This is a genomic window from Allobosea lupini (assembly GCF_900109525.1).
Taxonomy (GTDB): Bacteria; Pseudomonadota; Alphaproteobacteria; order Rhizobiales; family Beijerinckiaceae; genus Allobosea; species Allobosea lupini.
This window is the reverse complement of the sequence record NZ_FOAN01000010.1, coordinates 1-24,826: the sequence shown is the minus strand read 5'-3', so window position 1 is coordinate 24,826 and position 24,826 is coordinate 1. Positions and strand designations below refer to the sequence as shown.

Annotated in this window: 29 protein-coding genes; 21 read left to right on the top strand and 8 right to left on the bottom strand. The window is 66.7% G+C overall.

Translation table 11 applies throughout. The features are described from left to right. Window positions 1-154: 154 nt before the first annotated feature. From BMZ21_RS30070 to BMZ21_RS24285, 5 genes are read left to right on the top strand one after another with little or no spacing between them, the layout of a single operon-like run. Complete coding sequence (locus tag BMZ21_RS30070; RefSeq protein WP_143079786.1) at window positions 155-484, top strand: hypothetical protein; 330 nt, start codon at window positions 155-157, stop codon at window positions 482-484. Then, entirely contained in the window at window positions 481-1,032 is a 552-nt protein-coding gene (locus BMZ21_RS24300; RefSeq protein ID WP_091840842.1) for a hypothetical protein, read from the top strand. The genes BMZ21_RS30070 and BMZ21_RS24300 overlap by 4 nt, the downstream gene beginning before the upstream one ends. Then, window positions 1,029-1,523 carry a hypothetical protein gene (locus tag BMZ21_RS24295; RefSeq protein WP_091840840.1) on the top strand — a complete coding sequence of 165 codons (495 nt, stop codon included), beginning with the start codon at window positions 1,029-1,031 and terminating at the stop codon, window positions 1,521-1,523. Before BMZ21_RS24300 ends, BMZ21_RS24295 begins: the two co-directional genes overlap by 4 nt. Then, complete coding sequence (locus BMZ21_RS24290) at window positions 1,520-1,804, top strand: hypothetical protein (protein ID WP_091840837.1); 285 nt, start codon at window positions 1,520-1,522, stop codon at window positions 1,802-1,804. The genes BMZ21_RS24295 and BMZ21_RS24290 overlap by 4 nt, the downstream gene beginning before the upstream one ends. A gap of 6 nt (window positions 1,805-1,810) precedes the next feature. Then, window positions 1,811-2,023 (top strand): hypothetical protein, encoded by a 213-nt coding sequence (locus BMZ21_RS24285; protein WP_091840834.1) that lies wholly within the window; start codon window positions 1,811-1,813, stop codon window positions 2,021-2,023. Here the strand turns inward: BMZ21_RS24285 and BMZ21_RS24280 are convergent. After that, on the bottom strand, window positions 1,984-2,748 hold the full coding sequence (locus BMZ21_RS24280) for a class I SAM-dependent methyltransferase (RefSeq protein WP_091840831.1): 765 nt from the start codon (window positions 2,746-2,748) through the stop codon (window positions 1,984-1,986). The two genes, BMZ21_RS24285 and BMZ21_RS24280, sit on opposite strands and share 40 nt — an antisense overlap. 300 nt (window positions 2,749-3,048) lie before the next feature. On the opposite strand from BMZ21_RS24280, the gene BMZ21_RS24275 reads away from it, so the two are divergent. The 3 genes from BMZ21_RS24275 to BMZ21_RS24265 all read left to right on the top strand — a co-directional run bounded on the left by BMZ21_RS24275 (window position 3,049) and on the right by BMZ21_RS24265 (window position 7,926). Beyond that, a complete protein-coding gene (locus BMZ21_RS24275; protein WP_091840829.1) occupies window positions 3,049-4,194 on the top strand; it encodes an efflux RND transporter periplasmic adaptor subunit in 1,146 nt (381 codons plus the stop codon). Between the two features lie 9 nt (window positions 4,195-4,203). Then, the gene (locus tag BMZ21_RS24270) at window positions 4,204-7,326 is read left to right on the top strand and encodes an efflux RND transporter permease subunit (RefSeq protein ID WP_091840827.1); all 3,123 of its coding nucleotides are present in this window, start codon (window positions 4,204-4,206) and stop codon (window positions 7,324-7,326) included. A 126-nt stretch (window positions 7,327-7,452) separates the two neighbouring features. Beyond that, the gene (locus tag BMZ21_RS24265) at window positions 7,453-7,926 is read left to right on the top strand and encodes an ester cyclase (RefSeq protein ID WP_244543990.1); all 474 of its coding nucleotides are present in this window, start codon (window positions 7,453-7,455) and stop codon (window positions 7,924-7,926) included. Between the two features lie 11 nt (window positions 7,927-7,937). On the opposite strand, the gene BMZ21_RS24260 is transcribed toward BMZ21_RS24265, so the two are convergent. Both BMZ21_RS24260 and BMZ21_RS24255 read right to left on the bottom strand, forming a co-directional pair. Further along, on the bottom strand, window positions 7,938-8,357 hold the full coding sequence (locus tag BMZ21_RS24260) for a DUF1330 domain-containing protein (RefSeq protein WP_091840824.1): 420 nt from the start codon (window positions 8,355-8,357) through the stop codon (window positions 7,938-7,940). Window positions 8,358-8,367: 10 nt separating this feature from the next. Beyond that, window positions 8,368-9,189 carry a crotonase/enoyl-CoA hydratase family protein gene (locus BMZ21_RS24255; RefSeq protein ID WP_091841321.1) on the bottom strand — a complete coding sequence of 274 codons (822 nt, stop codon included), beginning with the start codon at window positions 9,187-9,189 and terminating at the stop codon, window positions 8,368-8,370. Between the two features lie 86 nt (window positions 9,190-9,275). Here BMZ21_RS24255 and BMZ21_RS24250 point away from each other — a divergent pair, with 86 nt between their 5' ends. Then, the gene (locus BMZ21_RS24250; RefSeq protein ID WP_091840822.1) at window positions 9,276-9,860 is read left to right on the top strand and encodes a TetR/AcrR family transcriptional regulator; all 585 of its coding nucleotides are present in this window, start codon (window positions 9,276-9,278) and stop codon (window positions 9,858-9,860) included. A gap of 32 nt (window positions 9,861-9,892) precedes the next feature. Continuing rightward, window positions 9,893-10,357 carry a hypothetical protein gene (locus BMZ21_RS24245; RefSeq protein ID WP_091840819.1) on the top strand — a complete coding sequence of 155 codons (465 nt, stop codon included), beginning with the start codon at window positions 9,893-9,895 and terminating at the stop codon, window positions 10,355-10,357. Window positions 10,358-10,362: 5 nt separating this feature from the next. Here BMZ21_RS24245 and BMZ21_RS24240 read toward each other — a convergent pair whose 3' ends face one another. Further along, the gene (locus BMZ21_RS24240; RefSeq protein ID WP_091840817.1) at window positions 10,363-10,878 is read right to left on the bottom strand and encodes a hypothetical protein; all 516 of its coding nucleotides are present in this window, start codon (window positions 10,876-10,878) and stop codon (window positions 10,363-10,365) included. A gap of 170 nt (window positions 10,879-11,048) precedes the next feature. Between BMZ21_RS24240 and recA the strand changes: the two genes are divergently transcribed. The 4 genes from recA to BMZ21_RS24220 all read left to right on the top strand — a co-directional run bounded on the left by recA (window position 11,049) and on the right by BMZ21_RS24220 (window position 16,764). Further along, window positions 11,049-12,134 (top strand): recombinase RecA, encoded by a 1,086-nt coding sequence (gene recA / locus BMZ21_RS24235; protein WP_091840815.1) that lies wholly within the window; start codon window positions 11,049-11,051, stop codon window positions 12,132-12,134. Window positions 12,135-12,319: 185 nt separating this feature from the next. Next, a complete protein-coding gene (gene alaS, locus BMZ21_RS24230) occupies window positions 12,320-14,971 on the top strand; it encodes an alanine--tRNA ligase (RefSeq protein WP_091840813.1) in 2,652 nt (883 codons plus the stop codon). Window positions 14,972-14,977: 6 nt separating this feature from the next. Next, entirely contained in the window at window positions 14,978-16,135 is a 1,158-nt protein-coding gene (locus BMZ21_RS24225) for a cyclic nucleotide-gated ion channel (RefSeq protein ID WP_244543989.1), read from the top strand. 53 nt (window positions 16,136-16,188) lie between these two features. Beyond that, window positions 16,189-16,764, top strand: coding sequence for a hypothetical protein (locus tag BMZ21_RS24220; RefSeq protein ID WP_143079785.1), 576 nt, complete (start codon window positions 16,189-16,191; stop codon window positions 16,762-16,764). A gap of 3 nt (window positions 16,765-16,767) precedes the next feature. Here the strand turns inward: BMZ21_RS24220 and BMZ21_RS24215 are convergent, their stop codons facing one another. From BMZ21_RS24215 to BMZ21_RS24205, 3 genes are all read right to left on the bottom strand, one after another. Further along, a complete protein-coding gene (locus BMZ21_RS24215) occupies window positions 16,768-17,229 on the bottom strand; it encodes a GFA family protein (RefSeq protein WP_091841316.1) in 462 nt (153 codons plus the stop codon). 55 nt (window positions 17,230-17,284) lie between these two features. Beyond that, the gene (locus BMZ21_RS30480; protein ID WP_091840808.1) at window positions 17,285-17,635 is read right to left on the bottom strand and encodes a hypothetical protein; all 351 of its coding nucleotides are present in this window, start codon (window positions 17,633-17,635) and stop codon (window positions 17,285-17,287) included. Window positions 17,636-17,797: 162 nt separating this feature from the next. Next, window positions 17,798-19,012, bottom strand: a complete 1,215-nt coding sequence (locus tag BMZ21_RS24205) for an NADP-dependent isocitrate dehydrogenase (protein ID WP_091840806.1) — start codon at window positions 19,010-19,012, stop codon at window positions 17,798-17,800. A gap of 216 nt (window positions 19,013-19,228) precedes the next feature. Between BMZ21_RS24205 and BMZ21_RS24200 the strand changes: the two genes are divergently transcribed. Together BMZ21_RS24200 and BMZ21_RS24195 are read left to right on the top strand one after the other, a co-directional pair. Continuing rightward, window positions 19,229-19,948: an SDR family NAD(P)-dependent oxidoreductase gene (locus tag BMZ21_RS24200; protein WP_091840804.1), complete on the top strand. Its 720-nt coding sequence runs from the start codon at window positions 19,229-19,231 to the stop codon at window positions 19,946-19,948. A gap of 89 nt (window positions 19,949-20,037) precedes the next feature. After that, on the top strand, window positions 20,038-20,583 hold the full coding sequence (locus BMZ21_RS24195; protein WP_091840801.1) for a 2,4'-dihydroxyacetophenone dioxygenase family protein: 546 nt from the start codon (window positions 20,038-20,040) through the stop codon (window positions 20,581-20,583). A gap of 86 nt (window positions 20,584-20,669) precedes the next feature. On the opposite strand, the gene BMZ21_RS24190 is transcribed toward BMZ21_RS24195, so the two are convergent. Further along, complete coding sequence (locus BMZ21_RS24190; protein WP_091840798.1) at window positions 20,670-21,077, bottom strand: flagellar assembly protein FliX; 408 nt, start codon at window positions 21,075-21,077, stop codon at window positions 20,670-20,672. A gap of 325 nt (window positions 21,078-21,402) precedes the next feature. Between BMZ21_RS24190 and BMZ21_RS24185 the strand changes: the two genes are divergently transcribed. The 5 genes from BMZ21_RS24185 to BMZ21_RS24165 form a co-directional block, all read left to right on the top strand. Further along, window positions 21,403-22,584: a flagellar basal body P-ring protein FlgI gene (locus BMZ21_RS24185; RefSeq protein WP_425285472.1), complete on the top strand. Its 1,182-nt coding sequence runs from the start codon at window positions 21,403-21,405 to the stop codon at window positions 22,582-22,584. Further along, window positions 22,584-22,955 (top strand): rod-binding protein, encoded by a 372-nt coding sequence (locus tag BMZ21_RS24180; RefSeq protein WP_091840796.1) that lies wholly within the window; start codon window positions 22,584-22,586, stop codon window positions 22,953-22,955. Before BMZ21_RS24185 ends, BMZ21_RS24180 begins: the two co-directional genes overlap by 1 nt. Then, window positions 22,948-23,436, top strand: coding sequence for a hypothetical protein (locus BMZ21_RS24175; RefSeq protein WP_091840793.1), 489 nt, complete (start codon window positions 22,948-22,950; stop codon window positions 23,434-23,436). Before BMZ21_RS24180 ends, BMZ21_RS24175 begins: the two co-directional genes overlap by 8 nt. A gap of 244 nt (window positions 23,437-23,680) precedes the next feature. Continuing rightward, window positions 23,681-24,151 (top strand): hypothetical protein, encoded by a 471-nt coding sequence (locus tag BMZ21_RS24170; RefSeq protein WP_091840791.1) that lies wholly within the window; start codon window positions 23,681-23,683, stop codon window positions 24,149-24,151. 257 nt (window positions 24,152-24,408) lie between these two features. Further along, the coding region (locus BMZ21_RS24165; RefSeq protein ID WP_483065945.1) for a flagellin N-terminal helical domain-containing protein at window positions 24,409-24,826 on the top strand (418 nt) is incomplete at its 3' end.

The following is a 24,826-nucleotide window of genomic DNA, read 5'->3' as shown; positions in this document are numbered from 1 at the left end:
CGCATGCGCGGCGCTGCTGGCGACATCGGCCGCGCAGGCGCAGGACGTCCGGTTCCGCGCGACCATTTCATGGATCCAGCACGAGGTCGAACCGACGAAGCGTTCGCGGCCGACGTCGAGCACCTATCTGGTGACGCTTCGCGGCGGCGGGAGCGTGAGCGAGGAGTTCACGCGGCAGTATGGACAGCGCGCCGGCCAGGTCCGCCACGCCTCGCGCGCGACCGAGCTCGGCGAGGACATGAAGGGCCGCTTTGCGACGCAGTGGACGGTCCTCAACGAGCATACCCTGTTGCGCGTCACCGCCAGGCCCTCCCATACCTATGCGATCTGGCTGCGTACCGATGGTGGCCGCTCCTGCACTGTCTCGGCAGAATGGCGCCTCAAGCCCGGCTTCAGCCTCTACGAGACATGGGCCCCCAAGCGCGCAACGAAGATGCTGTTCTCGCAGCCGACAGACCTGAAAACCTCGTGCGAGGTGCTGTGAGGCTAACTCGACATGTCATCTCGGCCGGTTCGGCAACCCTGCGCGGCGCCGCCTTCATCGGGCTGCTCGGGCCGCTGCTGCTCTGGCCGTCGGGGGTCTCGGCGAAAGAGGCGAGCTTTCGGATCACGGTGACCTGGATCACCAACTATGTCGAACCGCGCACGCGCTCGGTGCTCAGCCGGCGCAGCTATACCGTGACGCTGCGCGACAACGGAAAGATCGAGGAGCGGCTCGAGGCATGGGTCGGAAACGGCTGGGCGGGCTCGACCGTAACGCAGACGGAAAATGATCTCGGCGAAGGCGACGGCACCTCGCGTCGCAAGGCCTGGAAGGTCGTCAACGAAACGACGCTTCTGCGACTGGTGGCCCGCCCGTCCCACACCTACGCGATCTGGTTGCGGACCCAGGGCGACCAGTCCTGCACCGCAACCCTGGAGTGGCGGCTGAAGCCCGGCCACACACTCTACGAGGGTTCGAAGAAGCCGGGTAAGCCGCCGGTCCGCTTCACCGAGCCGAGCTGGCCGAATGCAAGGTGCGACGTGCTGTGAGCCGGCATCTCGCCCTTGCCGCGACCGCCTGCCTTGCCCTGATCGGGGCCGCCTGTCCTGCCCTCGCCCAGGAGGCCCGTTTCCGGCTCTCGCTGGCCTGGACGCTCCCCGAGATCGCGCCGGAGCAAAGAACCCGGCTGGCGAGCCGCACGCTCACGGTCATCCTCGGAAAGGGCGGCGCGGTCAGGGAGGAAGTCAATCGCAATCGCGGCGGACGCGGGCGCGTTCGCGAGGGTGCGCTCGGCGACGACCTCGACGCTCGCGCGCGCTGGAAAGTGCTCAACGAGAACACGCTGTTGCGCCTCGTCGCGGAACGCTCGCACACCTTCGCCATCTGGCTGCGGACCGACGGCACACGCTCCTGCTCGGTCACGCTCGAATGGCGGCTCAAGTCCGGCTTCACCGCTTATGAGGGCTGGGCCCGCCGCCGCGACATCCCGATCCGATACAGCCAGCCCAAGGTTGAGCAAGCCACCTGCGAGGTTCTATGAGCCGCTACGTCGCGCTTGTGACGTTCGCCTGCCTGGTTCTGTTGGGCGCAGTTCGTCCTGCGCTCGCTCAGGAGGCGCGTTTCCAGCTTTATCTCGCGTGGACAGAGCCCGAGATCGATGGCGAGCCGAACGAGATCGTCCGGACGATCTATCTCACGCTCGGCAAGGACGGGAAAGTTGCGGAGCAAGTTCGCCGCGATGGCCTCGGGCGACGGCGACCAGGGCTGTCTCAGCAAGGCGTTCTTGGCGAGGACGTCGAAGGACGGGTAAAGGGGCGCTAGAAGGTCGTGAACGCAGGGACGCTCGTGCGTCTCACCGCCGAGCGCACGCACACCTTTGCCATCTGGCTGACCACGGATGGCAAGGGCTCCTGCTCGGTCAGGTTGGAATGGCGGCTGAAGCCCGGTTTCAAGACCTATGAAAGATGGGACCCACGCGAGCAGGACACGGTGGAATTCGGTCAGCCCGTCGTCAATCGGACGTCCTGCTCGGCCTTCTGAGCCCGGATCAGCATATGCGGACGGAAGCGCGGGAACAGGTATTCGAAGCTCCGGAACGGCAGCTTCTTCAAGCTCTCCGACGGGCTCTGCCAGAGCATCTCGACCTCGGCCAGCTTCAGGCCGGCCTCGCGCAGGCAGGCTTCCAGCTCCGGCCGGGTGTATTCGCGCCGGTGGACGTATTCGTGCTCGAAATCGACCTCCGCGAACAGGTCCTTCGGCAGGGCGACGATCGAGCGGTTGAAGATCAGCTTCAGGATGTTCCGCAGCCGCGCGAAATTGTCGGTGGTGATGAAGATCTGGCCGTTCTCCGACAGCGCCGAGCGCAGCTTGCGCAGGATCCTGGTCGGGTCGATGCGCAGATGCTCGATATTGTCGAACCAGAACACCGCATCGACTGACTCAAGCGGCGAGACCCAGTCGGGCGCGGAGATGTCGCCGGCGAACATCCCCGCGAAATTCCCGTAGAGATCGCTCTCGATCGCCAAGGTCTCGGCGAAATCGACGACGAAGACGGAGGCGTCCAGATGCTTCTGGACGATTTCCTCCACGAAAGCGCCACCGGCGCCCAGCGACAGGACGCGCGGACTGCGTCCGAGCGTGCGCAGCGCCATGTTCGCCGAGCGATACTGCCGGTAGAAGCTGCTCTCGAAATAGGACTTCATGTGAAACTTGCGCTTTTCCAGATCGATAGACGATCGGAATTCGTCCGGAGTCAGCGCAGCCATCCACTCTAACCTTCTCAAGCGATCACTGTGCAGCTGATAGCGCGGACAGATTAAACAATCGTCGTCCGCTACGCGGGATTGGCGACTATCCGGTCAACGAATTCTGCATGATCAACGGGCGCCTGCTCCGGCATCGACGCGCTGCCCTGCTGCGCCCTCTCTCGCGGATACGACGAGGCGCCGGGCCAGCCGCCGCGCCCCCCGGCGCGCGAGCATTACGAAGAGTTCATGCGGCGGACAGGCCCCCTGCGGCGGGAGGCGGTAAAGTAGCGCGTGGACAGCGTTGCGCCGTGGTGACCAATGAAACGTTACGCGATCATAGCCCTTCTGGTGGCTGTCTCCGTCTTTGCCGCGTGGCGCGTGATCAGGCCGCAGGACGGCCCTGAGCAGGCCCATGCCGAGCGCCGCGCCGGCCCTATCGCGAGCCCGGTCACGACCGTGCTCGCGGGCCGCGCCGACATTCCGGTGACGCGCCGCTCGATCGGCTTCGCCGAGCCGGTCGCCATCGTCGCGGTCAAGTCCCGCCTCGACGGCATTATTGCCGATATGCACGTCAAGGAAGGCCAGGAGGTCAAGCAGGGCGACCTGCTCTTCACCCTCGACGATCGCGAGCTCAAGGCGCAGGTCGCCCGCGACGAAGCCAATGTCGAGCGCGACAAGGCGACGGTGGCGCAAAAGCGCGCCGACCTCGCCCGCCAGAAGAGCCTGGTCGACAAGGGCGCCGGCACGCAGCAGGCGCTCGACCAGGCGACCGCCGACGAGGCCGTCGCCACCGCCGCCGTCAAGGCGGACGAAGCGACGCTCGCGCTCGATCGGGTCCGGCTCGGCTACACCACGATCACTGCTCCGATCTCCGGCCGGCTCGGCGCCATCGCCGCGACGCCCGGCAATGCGGTGCGCGCCAACGATGCCAGCAGCAACCTCGTGACGGTGACGCAGCTGGCCCCGATCCGGGTCACCTTCACTTTGCCGGAACGCGATCTGACCTTGCTACAGGAAGCGGCCAAGGCGCAGATGCCGGCGAAGGTCACCGCCTACGCTTCCGGCACGCGGGAGGAGCTCGCCACCGGCGACCTCTCCTTCATCGATTCCGCCGTCGACATCCCGTCGGGCACCGTCAGCGTCAAGGCGCTGTTCGCGAACGATCCGCATCGGCTCTGGCCGGGGCAATATGTCGATGTCGTCGTCCAGCTCGGCATGCTGCCGGGCTCCGTCACCGTCCCCTCGGTCGCGCTGCAGGAGGGGCAGAAGGGCCCGTTCGTCTACGTCGCCAAAGCCGACGACACAGTCGAGGCCAGGACCGTCAAGGTCGCCTCCAACGAGAACGGCATCGTCGCGATTGCCTCGGGCCTGTCGCAGGACGAGAAGGTCGTGACCGAAGGCCAGTCGCGGCTTTCTCCCGGCGCCAGGATCAGGCTGACCGCCCCGCAAACCGCCAAGCCCTGAGGGCGCGCCATGTCGGTCTCTGCTTTCTGCATCCGCCATCCCGTCGCGACGATCCTGATGTCGTGCGCGCTCATTCTCGGCGGCCTGTTCGCCTGGCGCTCCCTGCCGGTCGCGGCGCTGCCGCGCGCCGAGTTCCCGGTCGTCAACGTCTCCGCTCAATTGCCCGGCGCCTCGCCCGAGATCATGGCGACCTCGGTGGCGACGCCATTGATCAAGCAGTTCGCCACCATCGCCGGCATCGATTCGATCGCGACCACCAACGCGCTCGGCAATACCTCGATCGCGATCCAGTTCGCGCTCGACCGCGACATCGACGCAGCGGCGGCCGACGTCCAGGCGGCGATCGCCCGCACCCAGCGCCAGCTCCCGGTCGACATGACGACGCCGCCGAGCTACCGCAAGTTCAATCCCGCCGACGCCCCCATCCTGCTGCTGGCGCTGAAGAGCGACGTCACCCCGCTCTCCAAGATCGACGCCTTCGTCCAGCAGGTGCTCTCCCCCACCCTCTCCACGGTCGAGGGCGTGGCGCAGGTCCAGATCTTCGGCAGCCAGAAATACGCGGTGCGCATCCAGGTCGATCCGACCGCGCTCGCCGCCCGCGGCATCGGCATCAACGAATTGCAGGCGGCGATCACCGCCGCCAACGTCAACACCCCGGTCGGCACCATGCAGTCCGGCCCGCAGCAATTGACGCTGGAGGCGCAGACCCAGCTCGCCGACGCCGGCCATTTCGCCGACATCATCATCGCCACCCGCGATGGCCGCCCGGTCCGGCTCGGCGACGTCGCCAAGGTGATCGATTCCGTCGAGAACCTGCAGCTCGCCAGCTGGTATGACGGCTCGCGCGCCCTCGTCGTCGCCGTCTTCCGCCAGCCTGACGCCAACACGGTCGATGTCGTCGACAAGGTCAAGACGGCGATCGGCCAGATGCAGTCGCTGCTGCCGCCGGCGACGACGCTCGGCCTGCTCAACGACCGCTCCGCCTCGATCCGCCAGGCGGTCGAGGACGTGCAGTTCACGCTGGGGCTGACGATCGTGCTGGTCGTCGCGGTGATCTTCCTGTTCCTGCGCCGCTTCACCGCGACGCTGATCCCGGCGGTCGCGGTGCCGATTTCGCTGATCGCCACGCTGGGGGCGATGTACCTGCTCGATTTCTCGATCGACAACATCTCGCTGCTCGGCCTGACGCTCGCGGTCGGCCTCGTCGTCGACGATGCGATCGTGATGCTGGAGAACATCGTCCGGCACATGGAGGAGGATGGGCTCTCGGCCTTCGACGCGGCGCTGAAGGGTTCGAGCGAGATCGGCTTCACCATCATCTCGATCTCGCTCTCGCTGGTCGCCGTCTTCATCCCGGTGCTGCTGATGGGCGGCGTGATCGGGCGCGTCTTCAACGAGTTCGCCGTCGTCGTCACGGTCGCAATTCTCGCCTCGGCCTTCGTCTCGCTGACGCTGACGCCGATGATGTGTGCCCGCCTCGGCGCCGGCGCAGCCGGCCATGCCGAACCCGGCAAGAAGGACCGGCTCGCATTCCTCGAACGCGGCTTCGATGCCGTGCTCGGCGCCTATCGCGCCGGGCTCGACCTCAGCCTGACATACCGGCGCACCGTCCTGATGATTTTCCTCGCCAGCGTCGCCGCCAGCGCCTGGCTGGTGGTGACCATCCCCAAGGGCTTTTTCCCGCAGGAGGATATCGGCCAGCTCCAGGTCGCGACCGAGGCGCGCCAGGACATCTCCTTCGACGCCATGTCGGCGCTACAACAAAAGGTCGAGGAGGTCTTCCGCAGCTCGCCCTATGTCAGCCATGTCGCCTCGACCATTGGCTCCAGCGGCCAGTCGAGCAGCCTCAATGCTGGGCGGCTCTTCGTCGAGTTGAAACCGAAAGACCAGCGCCCGCCGCTGCAGCAGATGCTTAGCGAACTGCGTCGACAGCTCGCCGCCATCCCCGGCATCGCGACCTATATGTCGCCGGTGCAGAACCTCAACATCGGCGCGCGGTCATCGAAGAGCCAGTACCAGTTCGTGATGCAGTCGATCGACCAGGCCGCTCTGTCCGACTGGTCGGGCAAGATGTTGGAGGCGCTGCAGCACGACCCGCTCTTCGTCGACGTCACCACCGACCTGCAGAACAAGGCCCTGCTCGCCAACCTCGTCGTCGACCGGGCCAAGGCGCAGTCGCTCGGCATCAGCGCCGACGTGCTGCGCTCCAGCCTCTATTCCGGCTTCGGCGTGCGCCAGATCTCGACGATCTACACCACCAGCGACAGCTACCAGGTCATCATCGAGTTCAATCCCGACATCCAGTGGTCGAACGACCGGCTCGACCAGGTCCGCTTCCGCTCCTCCTCGGGCGCGCTCGTCCCGCTGGGCACCTTCGCCCGGATCGAGCGCAAGGCCGGCCCGCTCACCGTCAACCAGCTCGGCCAGCTCCCGGCCGTCACCCTCTCCTTCAACCTGCCGGCCGGCCGCGCGCTCGGCGAAGCCGTGCAGCGCATCGACGCGATCAAGGCCGAACTCGGCCTGCCCGCTCAGATCGGCACCAGCTTCGCCGGCGTCGCCAAGACCTTCGAGCAGTCGCTCGGCAATCAGGGCCTGCTGATCGCCGGCGCGGTGCTGACGATCTATATCGTGCTCGGCATCCTCTACGAGAGCTTCATCCACCCGCTGACCATCCTGACCGGCCTGCCGGCGGCGGCACTCGGCGCGCTCCTGACGCTGAAGCTCTTCGGTCTCGACCTCTCGGTCATCGCCGTGATCGGGCTCCTGATGCTGATCGGCATCGTCAAGAAGAACGCGATCATGATGATCGACGTTGCGCTCGAACTGCAGCGCGCCGGCGAGCCGCCGGACACTGCGATCCGCGAAGCCTGCCTGCGCCGCTTCCGGCCGATCATCATGACGACGCTGGCGGCGATCCTCGGCGCCCTGCCGATCGCGATCGGCGCCGGCGCCAGCGCGGAACTGCGCCAGCCGCTCGGCCTCGCCGTCGTCGGCGGGCTGATCGTCTCGCAGGTGCTGACGCTGTTCATCACCCCGGTGATCTTCCTGTTCATGGAAGGGCTGTCGCGCAGGCTGGGCGGCAAGAGACCGGCCGTACCCGCCCCGGCGGAAACGCCCCACGCGGCGGGGTGATCAGCGCGCTCGGCATGGGCCGTCTGCCAAAGGCGCTTTGCGAAATTTGCTGTGCCCTCCAGTGCATCTTCGTCCGAGCTTGATCAGGCGGGCTTTCGAGGACCGCGCCGGAGGGAGAAGACGAGCATGACTGAGATGCCGCAGGGACGCGAGGCGCCGCCCGACGAGCCCGCCCTCGACTTCGCCGGCGTTACGCTCTCGCCGCAGAAGGAGATCGTTCGGGTCTTCTACAAGGAGATGTGGGACCACGCCGACAAGTCGCTGATCCCGCGGATCTTCCACGAGGACTTCACCTTTCGCGGCTCGCTCGGCCCGGTCCTGCGCGGCCATCGCGAATTCGCGGGTTATGTCGACTGGGTCACCGGCGCGCTCGACGCGTACACCTCGGACATCCTGGCAATGGTCGAGGAAGGCAACCGCGTCTTCGGGCGCTTGCGCTTCCACGGCTTCCATCGCCGCGAGATGTTCGGAGTGCCGCCGAGCGGCCGCCATGTCTGGTGGCATGGCGCACCGGCCTTCACCTTCGAGGACGGGCTGGTGCGCGACCTCTTCGTGCTCGGCGACATTCACGGCCTGATCGGGCGCCTGAAGCAGGGCTGAGCGACCCTGCCCTATCCGGCGAAGGTCACCCCCGCCTCCCGCGCCGCCAACCGGATCAGGCGGCAATCCTTCACCGCCGCCTGCCGATGCATCATCGCCTCGCGATAGATCGGATCGCGGAACATTGCCGCAAAGGCCTCGACACTGGGATATTCGGCGATGAAGCAGATGTCCCAGCGCTCGCCCCGCGGGCCGATCAGCATCTGCTCGAAGCCGCCGCGCCAGATGATCCGCCCGCCGAGCCGGGTCAGCACCGGCGCACTGATCCGGCCATAGGCCGCGAATGCCTCGCGGCCGCCGCCATGCGGTCCGTCCGGATACTGCGCCTCGGCATTGAGCCGGATCAGGTTCAGCATCTGCACCGGCCCCGGACGGTCATCGGCACGGAAGGCGGCGAAGGCCTCGCGGCTGAAGCTCGAATGGTCGCTCATGCCCGCTCCCTCACCCGACCTTGGCGACCTGCGACCAGTCGCCGGAATAGACCGGCTGGCGCCGCGCCATCCAGGCGTCGAGCCCCTCGCGCAGATCGGCCGTCGGCACGATGCGGGCGAACTGCTCGCTCTCGATCAGCAGCCCTTCGGCGATGCTGGCGTTGATGCCGCGAGTCACCGCCGTGAGGATGGTCGCCGCAGCCAGGGACGAATGCCTGAGGATGCGCTGCGCCAGCGCCTGCGCCGCCGGCAGCAGCTCCTCATGCGGCACCACCGCGTTGATCAGCCCCATATCGAGCGCCCGCTGCGGCGTGAACGGATCGCCGGTCAGCAGCAGCTCCATGGCGCGCTTGCGGCCGGCGAGGCGCGGCAGGCGCTGTGTCCCGCCGAAGGTCGGCGGCATGCCGAGATTGATCTCCGGCTTGGCGAACATCGCCCGCTCGCTGGCGATGGCGAGCGGCACCGCCTCGGTGACCTCGCAGCCGCCGCCATAGGCGAGCCCGTTCACCGCCGCGATCACCGGCTTGCCGAAGGCCTCCAGCCGCGCCGTCAGCTTCTGCCCGCGGCGAACGAAATCGCGCACCGCCTGCTCCGGCCCGGCCGCGACGCTCCGCGAGAATTCATGGATGTCGCCGCCGGCCGAAAAGGCGCGCTCGCCCGCGCCGGTCAGGATCACCGCCCGGACCGAAGGATCGACCTCGATCGCATCGAGCACTTCGAGCAGGCGGTCGATCAAACCGTAGCTCAGCGCATTCAGCTTCTCGGGCCGGTTCAGCGTCAGCGTCGCAATCGCCTCGCGCTGTTGAATCAGGATGGGATCATTATCGGGCATGGCCTTGGCCTTCTTCCGGTTTCGACCGATCAAAGCTGCACTCGCGGCTTGACGATGTATACTATCTGTACGGTATACATCGAGGCATGACCGAACCCGACAAGCCGACGCGCACCCGCATCATCGAGGCCGCCAGCAAGCTCTTCTACGGCGAGGGCATCCGTGCCGTCAGCGTCGATGCGGTGGCTGAGAAGGCCGGCGTCACCAAGCGCACGCTCTACTACCATTTCGACAGCAAGGACGAGCTCGTCGCCGCCTATCTCGAGGCGCGCGACCAGCCCAACCTCAAGCTGATGGCCGGCTGGTTCGACAAGGCCGAGGGTGGCCTGCCGCAGAAGATCGAGGCGATCTTCCAGAACCTAGCACGCTCCGCCCGCCATCCGCGCTGGAAGGGCTGCGGCTTCCTGCGCACGGCCGCGGAGCTCGCCAACCTGCCCGGCCATCCCGCGATCAGGATCGGCGCGCGCCACAAGGCCGGCTTCGAGCGCTGGCTCGCCGGCGCCTGCGCCGAGCATGGCGCCGTCGCCCCCGCCGAACTCGCCCGCCAGGTCGTGCTGCTCATGGACGGCGCCTTCTCGGTCATGCTCGTCCATCGCGACCCCGCCTATGTCGAGGCCGCCGGCCGCGCCGCCGCCTCGCTCGCTTCGACGGCGCAAAGCCAGGCGGTTTGATCGGCGCCTGACGGCCCTCTATCGTGAGCCGCATGACGCAAAGGCCGGTCCTCGCCTACACGCTGTTGCTGATCGTGCAGACAGCCTGCGCGCTGGTGATCCTCTTCCACATCCACATCGCCTTCCGCGTGCTGGTCGCGCATATCGGCGAGCAGCAGATGCTACCGACCGAGATCCTGATTCAGATCTGCTTGGCGGCGTTGCTGGGTCAGTTTTGCTACTGGAGCCGCCTGTACCGACTGCCGGTACCCACAGGCTTCCACAGCCTGGCTCTCGGCCATCTGCTGGCTTTCGCCGCCCGCCTCGGTGCGATCGTCGGCGGTGCGCTCGCCTCGCTCTATTTCCTGCGTCACCTACCGGAGCTGACCAAGCTCGGCGACGGCTTCAGCCTGGTCTGGCGCTCCGGCCTGCTGCTCGCCATCGTCTTCGCGCTGTATTGCTACACGCTGGAGCTGGAACGGCTCGCCGCCGCCTGGCAGGCCGATCCGGAGGATTGAGCGCATCAGACGCGCAGGCTGGCGAGCCAGCCCCTGAACCCCCGCAGGCGCTCACGCACCACCTGCACGAGTTCGACCGCCCCCCGCCAGGCAGCGCTGGCCTTGATCCGCCCGATCACCGCCTGACGGATCGCATCGATCCAGCCCATGATCCGCGCGAACCAGGGAATGGTGAGGAGTTGCGCTCGCCCGGCATGGTAGACGCGCTCGACCAGCAGGAAGCCGGCGAGATGGCCGACCGCGGTCGTGACGATGCCGGCCGTGAGCGCCCCGCGCGCCAGGAACACGAGGCCGAGCAGCTTCAGCGGCTCGACGATGGCGAAGGGGATCGCCAGCGCGACCAGCGCGCCATAGGGCGGCAACCGCCCGATCGCATCTTCCAGCCGCCCCACCAGCCTGAGCGAGGCGAACCAGGCGATCAGCGGCCGGTAGAGCGGCCGCAGCAGTTCGTCGAGCAGAATGACGAACCCGACGACGAGGTCGAGCGGGATCAGGAGGAGCTTGATCAGGGACTTGCGCATGACGCCTTATACCCTGAGAGCCGGTCGCGATCATCCGGCCGGAGCACAACCGGGGCGCGCCGGAGCAAGAACAAAAAAAGAACTTGCGAGAGAGAACAAACCATGACCATAGTCATCTCCATGGCGCGGATTGAGATGTGGTCGCGCCCCTGCCATAAGGAGCGCACGTCGTGAATCAGGCAAATCTCAGGCTCGTGGAAGGCTCTTCGATGGACAAGGCCAAGGCGCTCGATGCGGCGCTCTCGCAGATCGAACGGGCTTTCGGCAAGGGCTCGATCATGCGCCTGGGCAAGAACCAGCAGGCGATCGAGATCGAGACGGTCTCGACCGGCTCGCTCGGGCTCGACATCGCGCTGGGCGTCGGCGGCCTGCCGCGCGGCCGCGTCGTCGAGATCTACGGCCCTGAATCCTCCGGCAAGACCACGCTCGCGCTCCACACCATCGCCGAAGCCCAGAAGAAGGGCGGCGTCTGCGCCTTCGTCGACGCCGAGCACGCGCTCGACCCGGTCTATGCCCGCAAACTCGGCGTCAACCTCGACGACCTGCTGATCTCGCAGCCCGACACCGGCGAGCAGGCGCTCGAGATCACCGACACGCTGGTCCGCTCCGGCGCGATCGACGTGCTCGTCGTCGATTCGGTCGCGGCGCTGACGCCGCGTGCGGAGATCGAGGGCGAGATGGGCGACAACCAGCCCGGCCTGCAGGCCCGCCTGATGAGCCAGGCGCTGCGCAAGCTCACCGCCTCGATCTCGCGCTCGAACTGCATGGTCATCTTCATCAACCAGATCCGCATGAAGATCGGCGTGATGTACGGCTCGCCCGAGACGACCACCGGCGGCAATGCGCTCAAGTTCTACGCTTCGGTCCGCCTCGACATCCGTCGCGTCTCGACGCTGAAGGAGCGTGACGAAGCGACCGGCAACCAGGTCCGCGTCAAGGTCGTCAAGAACAAGGTCGCGCCGCCCTTCAAGCAGGTCGAGTTCGACATCATGTTCGGCGAGGGCATCTCGAAGGCCGGCGAACTGGTCGATCTCGGCGTCAAGGCCGGCATCGTCGAGAAATCCGGCGCCTGGTTCTCCTTCGACAGCCAGCGCCTCGGGCAGGGTCGCGAAAACGCCAAGACCTTCCTCAAGGCCAATCCCGACGTCGCCGCCAAGATCGAGACGACGATCCGTCAGAATTCCGGCCTGGTCGCCGAGCGTATCCTGGAGAACGCCGATCCGACTGCCGAGGACCTCGACGAGGGCGAAGCCTGAGCCTTCAAACCCGCGCTTGGAGTAGTTAAGTCGACGGGCGGCCTTCGGGCCGCCCGTTTCCGTTTTATGGTCAGCAGCTTGCCGGTATGGCGTCCTTGCGGGCGCTTTCTGGACAGGCGCACATGGGCTGACTAGAACCACTGCGCCGGGCCGGCCGGCCCCACCAGAACAGAGCCAAGATTGCGATGAGCGGCGTCAACGAGATCAGGTCGACCTTCCTCGATTACTTCAAGTCGAACGGCCATGAAGTGGTGCCGTCGAGCCCGCTCGTGCCGCGCAACGACCCGACCTTGATGTTCGCCAATTCCGGCATGGTGCAGTTCAAGAACGTCTTTACCGGCCAGGAGAAGCGTCCCTACGCGCGCGCCACCACGGCGCAGAAATGCGTGCGCGCCGGCGGCAAGCACAACGACCTCGACAATGTCGGCTACACCGCCCGCCACCACACCTTCTTCGAGATGCTGGGGAACTTCTCCTTCGGCGACTATTTCAAGGAACAGGCGATCACCCATGCCTGGACCCTGGTCACCCGCGAATTCGGCCTGCCCAAGGACAAGCTGACCGTCACGGTCTACTCCGAGGATGACGAGGCGCACACGCTCTGGAAGAAGATCGCCGGCCTGCCGGATTCGCGCATCATCCGCATCGCGACCTCCGACAATTTCTGGCGCATGGGCGATGTCGGCCCCTGCGGCCCATGCTCCGAGATCTTCTACGACCATGGCGACCACATCCCCGGCGGCCCTCCGGGCTCGCCCGACGAGGATGGCGACCGCTTCATCGAGATCTGGAACCTCGTGTTTATGCAGTATGAGGAGGCCGCGGGCGGTATCCGCACCAACCTGCCCCGCCCCTCGATCGACACCGGTATGGGCCTCGAGCGCATCGCCGCCGTGCTCCAGGGCACGCATGACAACTATGCGATCGACCTGTTCGCGACGCTGATCCGCACCATCGCCGATCTGACCAACGTCCCCTCCGACGGGCCGATGAGCGCGAGCCACCGCGTCATCGCCGACCATCTGCGCTGCTCCGCCTTCCTGATCGCCGATGGCGTGCTGCCCTCTAACGAGGGCCGCGGCTATGTGCTGCGCCGGATCATGCGGCGCGGCATGCGCCATGCGCAGCTGCTCGGCGCCAAGGACCCGCTGATGCACAAATTGGTGCCGGCGCTGGTGCGCGAGATGGGCCAGGCCTATCCCGAGCTGATCCGAGCCGAGGCGCTGATTTCGGAGACGCTGAAGCTGGAGGAGACCCGCTTCCGCACCACGCTGGCGCGCGGCCTCTCGATCCTCGACCAGGAAACGCAGGCCCTGGGCTCCGGCGACAAGCTGAAGGGCGACATCGCCTTCACCCTCTACGACACTTATGGCTTCCCGCTCGACCTGACCCAGGATGCGCTGCGCGCCCGCGGCGTCGGCGTCGACATCGAGGGCTTCGATGCGGCGATGGCGCAGCAGAAGGCCAAGGCGCGCGCCGCCTGGGCCGGCACCGGCGAGGCCGCGACCGAGACGCTCTGGTTCCCGCTGCGCGAGCGCGTCGGCGCGACCGAGTTCCTCGGCTACGACACCGAGAGCGCCGAGGGCGTGGTCACCGCGCTGGTCAAGGACAATGCCGAGGTCGCGACGCTGAAAGAAGGCGAGAGCGGCACCGTCATCCTCAACCAGACGCCGTTCTATGGCGAATCCGGCGGCCAGGTCGGCGATACCGGAACACTGGTCGGCAACGGCTTCAAGGCTGAAGTGACCGACGTCCAGAAGAAGCTCGGCGACGTCTTCGCCCATCAGGTCAAAGTCGTCTCCGGCGCTATCGAGCTCGGCAAGCCGGCCGAGCTGACGGTCGACCATGGCCGGCGCGGCACCATCCGCGCCAACCATTCGGCCACCCATCTGTTGCACGAGGCGCTGCGCCGCGTGCTCGGCGACCATGTCGCGCAGAAGGGCTCGCAGGTCGCGCCGGAACGGCTGCGCTTCGACTTCAGCCACCCCAAGCCGATCTCGCGCGAGGAGCTGGCAAAAGTCGAGGCGATGGCGAACAGGCTCGTGCTGCAGAACGAGCCGATCACCACCAAGCTGATGTCGGTCGACGACGCCATCGCCTCCGGCGCGCGCGCGCTGTTCGGCGAGAAATACGGCGACGAGGTTCGTGTCGTGTCGATGGGCACCGATCGCGATGCCGAGACGCCGAAGGCCTTCTCGGTCGAGCTCTGCGGCGGCACCCATGCCAGCCGCACCGGCGATATCGGCCTCGTCACCGTCCTGTCCGAGGCCGGCGTCGCGGCCGGCGTGCGCCGGCTCGAGGCGCTCACCGGCGAGGCGGCCCGTCGCCATCTGCGAGAGGAGAGCGTCGCGCTCGACGAGATGGCCGGCCTGCTGAAGGCGCCGATCGCTGAATTGCCGGCGCGCGTCGCGACCCTGGTCGAGGAGCGGCGCAAGCTCGAGCGCGAGCTGAGCGAGGCTCGCAAGAAGCTCGCCATGGGCGGTGGCGGCGAGGCCAGCGATCCGATCCGCGAGATTGCCGGTGCCAAGCTCCTGGCCCGCGCCGTCACCGGCGTCGAGATGAAGGACCTGAAGAGCCTGGCCGACGAGGCCAAGGCCCGCGTCGGCTCCGGCGTCGTCGCCATCGTCGGCGTCGCCGAGGACGGCAAGGCCGGCGTTGTCGTCGGCGTCACACCCGATCTGACCGAGCGCTTCGACGCGGTCGCGCTGGTGCGCGCGGCCTCCGAACGCCTCGGCGGCAAGGGCGGTGGCGGCCGCCGCGACATGGCCCAGGCTGGCGGCCCGGACGGCACGCAGGCTGAAGCTGCGCTTGAAGCCGTCGCCGCCGCGATGGGCTGAACGACCATGTCCGCCGCCCCGCAGCCTGGCATGAGCTGGCGGCGGCGGGCGCATCTGATCATCGACCGGGGCGCGGGCGACGATCTCTCGGCGCGGCTCGTCCATGGCGGGCTGGTGGCGCTGATCGTCGTCAACATCACGGCGCTGGTGCTGGAATCGGTGCCGCGCTTCGCCACCGCCCATGAACGGCTGTTCCATGGGATCGAGCTGGTCTCGACCGTGCTGTTCACGCTCGAATATGGGGTCCGGCTCTGGGTCGCACCCGAGCATGCGCGCTACCGCGGGCTGAGCGACTGGGCGGCGCGGCGCGCCTATGCGCTGTCACCGCCGGCCCTGCTCGACTTCCTCGCCACCGTGCCGCTCTATGCCGCCCTGCTCGGCTATGGCGATCTCAAGATCCTGCTGCTGTTCCGGCTGCTGCGCTTCTTCAAGCTCGGCCGCTATTCGCCCGGCATGGCTTCCCTCGGCGCGGCGCTGCATGCCGAGCGCAAGGCGCTCGCCGCCTGCGTCGTCATCCTGATCGGCGTGATGCTGCTATCGGCGACCGCGATGCATTTCGTCGAGCACGACGTGCAGCCGGACAAGTTCGGCACCATTCCAGACGCGATGTGGTGGGCGATCGTGACGCTGACCACCGTCGGCTATGGCGATGCCTTCCCGGTCAGCCCGCTCGGCAAGGTCGTCGCGTCGCTGACCGCCGTGATGGGCCTCGTCATGCTGGCGCTGCCGGTCGGCATCATCGCCACCGCCTTCGCCCAGGAGATCCACCGGCGTGAGTTCGTCGTCACCTGGAGCATGCTGGCGCGCGTGCCGCTCTTCAGCGGGCTCGACGCCGCCGAGATCGCCGAGATCATGAACGCATTGCGCGCCCGGACCGTGCGCGGTGGCGGCGTCGTGCTGCGCCCGCACGAGCCGGCGCACTCGCTCTATTTCGTCGCCAGCGGCGAGGTCGAGCTCGTCGAGCCCGATGGCAGCCGCCGGCTCGACGAAGGCTGCTATTTCGGCGAGCTCTGCCTGACCGAGCTCGCGGCTGCAGAGGGCGGCATCGCGGCGCATGCCACTGTCGCGACCAAGCTGCTCGTCCTTGATCCTGCCGATTTTCGCCTGCTCATGCTGCGTCACCCGGAACTCGCCGCCCATCTCCATCGACTTGCAGCAGCATGATGCCGACCCGCCGCACGATCCTCGCTTTGCTCCTCTGCGCAGGCAGCCCTGCCATGGCCCAGCAGCCGCGGCCGCAGCAGCGCCAGCCGCAGGGCCCGAATCTCTCGGCGCCGCGCACGCTGATGGCCGGCGCCATGGCGACGGTGTTCGTCAGCCGCGCCCCGGCCAATGCCCGCCTCGCCATCAGCCGGCCGGGCGATCCGCCGGACGCGGCGATCGTCGCCTCTCCGCTCGGCCAGGTCCCGGCGCTGTCGCTGCCGGCGCCGGGCGAGGTCGGCAGCTTCGAATGGCGCCTGCTTGGTGAGAGCGACGGCAAGCCGGTCGTCCTGCTGCGCCAGCCGCTGGTGACGACCGAGCCGGCCGCAACGCTCGCCGCCCCTGCCCGCGTCGCGCGCGGCAATCCGCTGCCCGTGCGCGGCATCGGCCCCAATGGCGACCGCGACCGCGTCGTGCTGGTCAAGCCGGATGCACCGCCCGAGGCGCAGGGGCCGAATTTCTTCCCGGCCGAGAATGTCGAGAGCACGCTGGAGGCGCCGGCCGAGCCCGGGGCTTATGAGCTGCGCTATGTGATGGACGCGCCCCTCACCGGCTCGCGCGTGCTGGCGCGGCGCGAGCTTTTGGTCGAGTAGCGCTCAGTCATGATCGGGATGCTGGCGCGAGCGATAACCCGGCAGCTCATCCGCCGGGATGTCGTCCTCGGTCCGTGTGCCCTCCAGGCGGCATAACGCGTCGAACCAGGGGGCCCTGCCCTCGACGCCATAGGCATGGGTCGGGGAAAAGGCGGTGGCATCGTCGAGACTGCCGACCGCGAGCGCAAGCGTGCCAGCGGCCGGATAGCTGAAGCTCAGCGGCGTGCCGCACTCCCTGCAGAAGCCGCGCTCGGCCACCTCCGACGAGCGGAAGACCGAAGGCGTCCCGCGCGTCCAGACGACGTTCTCGATGCGCGAGGAGGCGAAGGCGCCGAAATAATTGCCGACCGCCTTCTGGCACATCCGGCAGAAACAGACTGAAACCTTGTGCGGCGGCTTCAGCAGCCGGTAGCGCACCGCGCCGCACTGGCAGCCACCGGTGAGAGTAGGAGGCGTTGTTGTCATCGTGCCGGCCCTCGAACGCGTCTCGACATCTTCGAGACTGGGACGCAATGCGGCCCTATCGTCTCACGGCGACGGCCGGCTCACCACAGGAGTCGGGACGGGGAACGACGGATATGACCTGTCCGACTGCGACGCTGTAAGGTCCGAGGTTGACCTCGGTCCGGCAAGGGATTGCAACGCCGTTCTCCATGCGCGTAAACGCAATCCAAGCGCGCGGGCCGCCCCTCATCTCCCGCACGGACAGGATGGTTGCGGGAATGTGCGTCTCGGTGGCCAACCGGCTTTGATCCGACTGATGACGCCAAAAGAGCCCACCGAAGATCAGGCCCAGGCCGACCAGCATTACCAAGCTATAGGCGATCGTGCCCCATTTTTCCCAGTCTCCGGATTTCAAGAGGACTTTCATACGCGCTCGCAAGTTGAAAAGGATCGCGCACAGCTTACACGCGAAGGTTGATTACCTCGCTATCGGAGGCTCCGTTCTCCGCATCGCACGGAACCGCACCCAACGAAAAAAGCCCGGCCAGACTGGCCGGGCTTCGTATCGCAGGTAAGCGCTGGAAGTCGCTTACGCCGCCATTGCCTTGCGCAGGTTGTCGCTGACCTTGTCGAGGAAGCCGGTGGTCGAGAGGAACTTCTGGTCGGGGCCGACCAGCAGCGCCAGGTCCTTGGTCATGTCGCCGGCCTCGACGGTGTCGACCGTGACCTTCTCGAGCAGGGTCGCGAACTTGGCGAGTTCGGCATTGTCGTCGAGCTTGGCGCGGTGGGCGAGGCCGCGGGTCCAGGCGAAGATCGAGGCGATCGAGTTGGTCGAGGTCTCCTTGCCCTTCTGGTGCTCGCGGTAGTGGCGGGTCACTGTGCCGTGGGCGGCCTCGGCCTCGACGGTCTTGCCATCCGGCGTCATCAGCACCGAGGTCATCAGGCCGAGCGAGCCGAAGCCCTGCGCCACCGTGTCGGACTGCACGTCGCCATCATAGTTCTTGCAGGCCCAGACATAGCCGCCCGACCACTTCATCGCCGACGCCACCATGTCGTCGATCAGGCGGTGCTCATAGGTGATGCCGAGCTTGTCGAACTCCGCCTTGAACTCGGCGTCGAAGATCTCCTGGAAGATGTCCTTGAAGCGCCCGTCATAGGTCTTGAGGATGGTGTTCTTGGTCGAGAGATAGACCGGATACTTGCGCATCAGGCCGTAGTTCAGCGACGCCCGAGCGAAATCGCGGATCGAGTCGTCGAGATTGTACATCGCCATCGCGACACCGGCGTCGGGGGCCTTGAAGACCTCCTTCTCGATGACGTTGCCGTCCTCGCCGACGAACTTGATCGAGAGCGTGCCCTTGCCGGGGAACTTGAAATCGGTCGCGCGGTACTGGTCGCCATAGGCATGGCGGCCGATGACGATCGGCTGGGTCCAGCCGGGCACCAGGCGCGGGACGTTCTTGCAGATGATCGGCTCGCGGAAGATCACGCCGCCCAGGATGTTGCGGATCGTTCCGTTCGGGCTCTTCCACATCGACTTGAGGTTGAACTCCTTCACGCGCGCCTCATCCGGCGTGATGGTGGCGCACTTCACCGCGACGCCATGCTTCTTGGTGGCGTTGGCGGCGTCGATCGTGACCTGGTCGTCGGTCGCGTCACGGTTCTGGACCGAAAGGTCGAAATAATCGAGCTCGAGGTCGAGATAGGGGAAGATCAGCTTGTCCTTGATGTGCTGCCAGATGATGCGGGTCATCTCGTCGCCGTCCATGTCGACGACCGGGTTGGCGACCTTGATCTTGCTCATGTGATGCGACCCCTGCTCTGGTCAGTCTGGAACGATTGCAGGCAGCAGCTTAGCGCCACTACCAGCCCGCGCGCTTCCTAGCGGGTTCCGCTGCCAGGGGGAAGCCGGCCTTTTGGGCAACGGGCGGGGCGTGACCGATGTCCCCCGCGCCCCGACGCAGGGCGCCCCGCTGTGCAACGCAGTTGGCAATGTTGCGAACCGATTTAGATTGGAGCCATGACAAGCTCCTCCTCTCCCCTCGCCCTCGTCACCGGCGGCACCCGCGGCATCGGCGCCGGCGCCGCGCTTGCACTCGCCGAGGCCGGCTACCAGGTCCTCGCCACCGGTCTCACGCAGGAGGAGGTCGCGGCGACGCCCACCCATGCTGCGATCCGTCATGCCCGGCTCGACGTCACCAGCGATGCGCAGGTCGCAGCGATCGTCGCCGGCTGCGAGCGCATCGACGCGCTGGTCAACTGCGCCGGCATGATCCAGCGCGGCGGCAAGGAATTCGAGATCGAGGCCTTCCGGCTAACGCTCGAGGTCAATCTCACCGGCTCGATGCGCATGTGCCTAGCAGCGAAGGACAAGCTCGCCGCGAGCAAAGGCGCGATCGTCAACACCGCTTCGATGCTGACCTTCCATGGCTCGGCCTATGCGCCGGGCTATTCCGCCTCGAAGGGCGGCGTCGGCCAGTTGACCAAGTCGCTCGCCGCCGCCTGGGCGCAGGACGGTATCCGTGTCAACGCGGTCGCGCCCGGCTGGATCGCGACCGAACTGACCAGGCCTCTCGTCGAGGACGCAGCCCGCTCCGCCCCGATCCTGTCGCGCACCCCGATGAACCGCTGGGGCGAGCCGGGCGATGTCGGCGGGGCCGTGCTGTTCCTGCTCTCGGATGCCGCCCGCTTCATCACCGGCACGATTCTGCCGGTCGACGGCGGCTATCTCGCCGTCTGAAAGACGTGACAAAGATCAACGATCTGGCAGCGTTTCCTGAATCGATCGCCCAGCCAGCTGAATCAGAAACTCAACCGGAGGAAACAGCGATGAACAAGGTCAGCCCGGTCCCCGTCCAGGTCAGCACCGAAGAGCGCTGGACGCCCTATCGACATCCCCAGCCCAAGGATTCCCCGCCGGAGCTGATCGTGCCGAACGTCATCCCGGAGGATGAGCGCGTCTGGGTGCCGGTCGACGACAATGTCTGGTTCCGTCCTTTGTGCCTCTCGGTGACGCGTGGCTACTGGATGAACCTGCTGCGCGTGCGCCGCGCCGGCGTGCTCTCGCGCCACCGCCATCCCCAGCCCGTCCATGGTTATGTGCTGCGGGGAAAGTGGCGCTATCTTGAGCATGACTGGACCGCGACAGAGGGCTCCTATGTCTACGAGGCGCCCGGCGAGACCCATACGCTGGTGGTCGATCCCGACGTCGAGGAGATGATCACCATGTTCCAGGTCAACGGCGCGATGATCTATGTCGATCCTGATGGCAAATGCCTCGGCTATGACGACGTCTTCACCCGGCTCGACAAATGCCGGGCGCACTACGCCACCAACGGCCTCGGGGCGGAGTACGCCGATCAGTTCATCCGCTGATTTGGCTCGCCGTTCATTCGAACAAGGGGTCGCCGATTGAAGCGCGCCTCCCCTCTCCCCTCGCGGGAGAAGGGGATGCCCCTCGCTCAGCGCCCGAGCTTCGCCAGCTCGACCGCCGCGCGCAACTCGATATGGGCGAGGACCTCGTCGAGGCGGGGATCGTCGGTCGCCTCGCGCCGCGCCGACAGCATCGCCTTCAGCCGCTCCAGCTCCGCCGGCGCGACGCGCCCAGCCAGCAGGGCAGCCTTGAGCCGGTCGAGCCCGTCGAGCAAGTCATGGCCGCGGCGGGCCTGGCGCCGCTTGCGCTCCTGCCCGTCCTCCTCGGCCTGAACCGCGAGCAAACCGTCGAGCGAACCGGCATGGCTGACGGCCGCGCCCTGTGCCGCGCCGGCGCTCTCGCGGGCCGGCAGGCGGAAGCTCGAGCCGCCGGTCGTGCCGCTGCGACTGGTCGACGTCGTCGAGGAGATCGGACTGCGCTGGTCGATGCGGATCATCACGCTCTCGCAAGGTCGGCCCGAAAAGGCGCTGCAGGGACGCTGCCCGACCCGCTTCCTTGTGCCGGCAACGTGGTTAAGGAGCGGTAAACCGCCCGGCAGGATTTGCCGGGGGCGGCAGCTTTGCACCGGCCGCCACGCCATGAGCAATCTGACGTCCCATCTCTAAAATACTGATTAAAAAGCGTTTTCGCTTTCTCCCGAATTGGCACGCTCTTCGCAACGGCTTGGCGACATCAGATTCACCCGGTGCCATATGCCTAGCTTCCTCCGCCTCCACCATCTGCTGACGCCGCTCGCAGCCTTGCTGCTGGCTGGCGCCGCGATGGCGGCCGATCTTGCTCCGGCGCCGCCTTTGGCTCGGGGCGGCAATGGCGTCAGCAGCCACGCTCCGACGCGCAACGGCGCGGCCGAGGCCGGCGTCTCGCGCACCGCCTTCGCCGGCAGCGGCGGCATGGGCACCGCGCTCTCGCGCATCAAGGACCTCGCCTCGGTCGAGGGCGTGCGCAGCAACCAGATCCTCGGCTACGGCATCGTCGTCGGCCTCAACGGCACTGGCGATACGCTCAACAACGCGCCTTTCACCAAGCAGTCGCTGCAGGCGATGCTGGAGCGCCTCGGCGTCAACACCCGCGGCGCCAGCATGCGCACCGCCAATGTCGCGGCGGTGATGATCACCGCCAATCTGCCGCCTTTCGCCGTCCAGGGCACACGCCTCGACGTCACCGTCTCGGCGCTGGGCGATGCCAAGTCGCTGCAGGGCGGCACATTGCTCGCGACCCCGCTGCTCGGCGCCGATGGCGAGGTCTACGCCGTTTCGCAGGGCCCGGTCGCGATCGCCGGCTTCTCGGCTGAAGCCGACGCCGCCAAGATCACCCGCGGCGTGCCGACAGTCGGGCGCATCGCCAATGGCGGCCTGGTCGAGCGCGAGATCGACTTCGCCCTGAACAAGCTGAAGACGCTGCGCCTGTCGCTGCGCAATCCCGACCTCACCACCGCCCGCCGCATCGCCGCCGCGATCAACGACTTCATCGGCGGCGACTCGGCCGAGCCGACCGACCCGTCGACCGTGGTGCTGCAGATCCCGCCGCGCTTCCAGGGCAACATGATCCGCCTGCTCACCGATATCGAACAGCTTCGGGTCGAGCCCGATCAGGGTGCCCGTGTCGTCATCGACGAGCGCTCCGGCATCATCGTGATGGGCAAGGATGTCCGCGTCTCGACCGTGGCCGTCGCTCAGGGCAACCTGACGGTGACGATCTCGGAGGAGCCGCAGGTCAGCCAGCCCAACGAGCTCTCCAACGGCCGGACCGTCGTCGTCCCGCGCAGCAACGTCAAGGTCGACACCGAGGGCAACAACAAGCTCGCCCTTGTCAAGGAGAGCGTCACCTTGCGCGAACTGGTCGACGGGCTGAACGCGCTCGGCATCGGCCCGCGCGACCTGCTCTCCATCCTGCAAGCCATCAAGGCAGCCGGCGCGCTGCAAGCCGACATCGAGGTGATGTAATGAGTGCCCTCCTCGCCGCTCCTGCCGCCAAGCTCGCCATCGGCGCCGCCACCAAGCTGGCCGGCGGCATCGCCGACGCGCTCAGCTCCACGCAGAACACCAAGGCGAAGAAGACCGCCGACGATTTCGAGACCGTCTTCCTCGAGAACTTCACCCAGACCATGATGAGCTCGAGCGGGACCGAAGGCCCGCTCGGCGAGAACGGCACGGGCGGCGACGTCTGGCGGTCGATGCTGACGCAGGAATACGCCAAGCAGATCCAGAAATCCGGCGGCGTCGGCCTCTCCGACCAGATCATGCGCGACCTGATCCAGGTCCAGGCTTCGGCCGGCAAGTCCGCTGCCACGTCGGCGGGAGCCGGCAATGCTTGAGCGGATGCGCGTCGTCGACGAACGCCCGCGCGTCTCGAACGCCATCGAGGCCGAACGCCTGATCGAGGCCGTGATGGAGACGCTGAGCGCGCTCTCCCATGTCGTCGGCGAGGAAACCGGGCTGGTCAAGGCCGGACGCCTCAAGGATGCGATGGAGCGCGAAGCACGCAAGGCCGAGCTCGCCGGCGTCTATATGAAGGGCGTCGAGCAGGTGAAACTGAACGCGGTGGCGCTCGCCCGCTTCGCCCCGGAGCGGGTCAAGCGCCTGAAGAGCGCCCATCTCGCCTTCCAGGAGCTGATCGACCTCAATCAGACCGTGCTGGCGACGGCCCGGGCGATCTCGGAATCGATCATGCGCGACCTGGCCGTCGACACCAACAAGCAGAACAGGGCGCCCGGCTACGGCCCGACCGCGACCGTCGGCGCCGGAGTCTTCGCGCGGCCCAATGCCGGCCCGATGGTGATTTCGAAGAGTCTGTGAGCCCCCCGCCCGCAAGAAGAAACATCCGAGCACTTGCGGCATGTCCAGATCAGGAATTCGCCGCAGGCGAAAGACTGCATGGTTAATCTGAACCGAGACTCGATCTAAGCAGCATTAACGCTGTCTAGGCGCGGGAATTGCGCAAAACGCATTGCAATTTACCAATTTCTCTAACGGCGGATTCAACTCTCTGCCGCATCCTCTCAGGCTTGGAAGAAGTCCGCCCTTGCGAGAGGAGTCCAGAATGGATTTCGGCGCGACACCAAAGACGTTCGCGACCGGTGCCGTCCAGGCAACGATCCGCACCGACATTTCCGTCCAGAACGGCGCGACGCCGGTCGAGCTCCCCCCGGAGAAGACCGTCCGTTCGGTCCCCGCCGGCGAACCGGTCCAGCTCGACATCCGGGCCCGTGCCGAGGAGCGCCGCTCCGACGCGCAGCGCCAGCAGAGCGCGCAGGACGATACCGCCCAGCAACGCCGCTTCGATGAGCAGCGCCGCCAGCAGGAATTGCGGGACGTGATCGAGCGGCGCCTCGATATCGAGCCCAAGACGCGCAGCGTCATCCTGCGCAAGACCAACCGCGACACCGGCGAAGTTGTCGAGCAACTCCCTGACGAGACGCTGCTGAAGCTGCGCATCTGGTCGCGCGAGATCGTCGAGCGTAATCGCGAGGCGGAAGCTCCTCGCAGTCACGAGGTCGAGCGCCTCGCCTAGGCTTAGCGACCTCACTCATCATTCGACGCCGCTGGTATTGGCCGGCGGCGTTTTTCGTTCGTCCAGCCAGATCCGATCGCACAAGCCTGGCCACGGCAGTATTTTACACTCGTTAACTAGTTCGCAACTTCGCCCAAATTGCGGGCAATTCGCCGATCCGGATTCACCGCTCGTTACGAAATCGGCTGCATCGTCTTTCGGTCGCGGCCAGAACGGTCTCGACGCCAGAAGGCATCATACCAGGAAGGTATTATAAAATGGCCGTTTCTCTCTCTGCCGGCGTCCGCAACAATCTCTCGACGCTGCAATCGACCGCCGCCCAGTCCGCGCAGATCCAGAACCGTCTCGCCACCGGCAAGAAGGTCAACTCCGCGATCGACAGCCCGGTCAACTTCTTCACCGCCGCCTCGCTGAATGATCGTTCGAGCCAGCTGACCGGCCTGCTCGACGGCATCTCGAACGGCATCCAGACCATTCAGGCCGCCTCCAAGGGTATCGACGGCATCACCAAGCTGGTGAACTCGCTGCAGTCGACGCTCAAGCAGGCCCAGGCCGACGCGGCCCAGAACAGGCCGACCAAGGCCGGCACGGCGATCGCCACCCAGGCGGAAGTCGTCGCCACCAGCAAGAGCCTGAAGGACATTGCCCTCGACAAGAAGCTGGTCGACGACAACG